The sequence below is a fragment of the Paraburkholderia acidicola genome (assembly GCF_002362315.1).
Classification (GTDB): Bacteria; Pseudomonadota; Gammaproteobacteria; order Burkholderiales; family Burkholderiaceae; genus Paraburkholderia; species Paraburkholderia acidicola.
The window spans coordinates 1-1,670 of record NZ_MTZV01000011.1; the positions used below are offsets into that span (position 1 = coordinate 1).

Sequence of the window (1,670 nt, forward strand, 5' to 3'; positions counted from 1 at the left end):
GCCGTGCCCAGCCAGATCGCCGGCTGCATATACCCCGGTACCCGCTCTCCCAGCCACCCCTGCAGGGCCCGCACCTGCTCCGACTCCAGCCATCCGTCGCCCTGCGTCTGCTCCACCGGCACACACCACGCCGCCAGCTGCGACCCGTGCGCCCCCTCCCGCAGCACCACCGCCGCCTGCCGCACCAGTCCCGACTGCTCCAGCAACGCCTCGATCTCGCCCGGCTCCACCCGGTGCCCGTTCACCTTCACCTGCTGGTCCGCACGCCCACAGTGTTCCAGCTGGCCATCCGCCCGCCAGCGCGCCAGATCTCCCGTGCGGTACAGCCGGCCCAGCGCGTGGTCGATGAACGCCGCCGCCGTCCGCTCCGGCTGGCCGTGATAGCCCTGCGCCAGTCCCGCTCCCCCCAGATACAGCTCCCCCACGATCCCCACCGGCTGCTCGTGACCAGCCCCGTCCAGCACATACGCCTGTGTGTTCGCGATCGGGCGACCGATGTGGATCGTCTCCTGCGCGGTGAGCCTCGCCAGCGTCGACCAGATCGTCGTCTCCGTCGGGCCGTACAGGTTCCATACCGTCGTACCCAGCTCATCGAAGCGCTGCTTCAGTCGCGCCGGCAGCGCCTCGCCACCGCACAGCACCTTCAGCCCCGCCTCATTGCGCCAGCCCGCGTGGAACAGCATCGACCACGTCGCTGGCGTCGCCTGCATCAGGTCCGGGCGCACCCGTTCCAGCTCCGCCTTCAGTTGCCGGCCGTCCCGCGCCACGTCCGCCGCGCACAGCACGCACTCTCCACCCACGATCAGCGGCAGGTACAGCTCCAGACCCGCGATATCGAAGCTGACCGTCGTCACCGCCAGCAGCCGCTCGCCGGCCTTCAGCCCGGGGGCTTCGGCCATCGACTGCAGGAAGTTGCTCAACGCCCCGTGGCTGATCCGTACGCCCTTCGGACGGCCCGTGCTCCCGGACGTGTACAGCACGTACGCCAGATCCTGGGCCTGCGGGCTCTCCAGGTTCGCTGTCGACGATCCTGTCCACGGCTCATCCACCGCCCACACCGGCACGCCCCCTGCCAGCGCCTCGACCTGCTGCCGATGCGTCGCGTCGCTCAGCACCGCTGCCGCTCCGCTGTCCTCCAGCATGTAGCCCAGCCGCTCCGCCGGATACCCTGGGTCCAGCGGCACATACGCCGCCCCCGCCTGCCAGATCCCCAGCACACTCGCCAGCAGCCACACACTGCGCCCCTGGCACACCCCCACCACCGACCCCGCCCCCAGTCCCTGCGCACGCAGCCGCTGCGCCACTTCCGCACTGCGTCGCGCCAGTTCGCCATAGCTCCAGCCCTGCTGCGCGTCGCTCACCGCAAGCGCCTGCGCCGCCGCCTCCACCTGCCGCGCAAACAGCGCCGGCACCGGCGTCAGCGCCCAGCCACGTTCGCTGCCCTGCCAGCCCGCCATCTGCACCCGCTCCGCCCCGTCGCGCAGTGCGTAGTCCCCCAGCCGCCGCTGGCCATCGGCCAGCACCCCTTCCAGCAGCCGCACGTAGTGCCCCAGCCAGCGCGCGAGCGTCGCCTCGTCCCACAGCGTCGGGTCGTACTTCAGGTACAGCCCGTAGCCCTGCGCGCGCCGGCGCACTTCCAGCACCAGCTCGTACTCGCCTTCCTGGTACAG

At 71.4% G+C, this 1,670-nt stretch carries 1 protein-coding gene; it reads right to left on the bottom strand.

Features of this window, described 5'->3' with window-relative positions; all coding sequences use genetic code 11:
- Positions 1 to 1,670: non-ribosomal peptide synthetase (locus BWP39_RS31360; RefSeq protein ID WP_133116998.1), on the bottom strand; the 1,670-nt coding region annotated here is incomplete at both ends.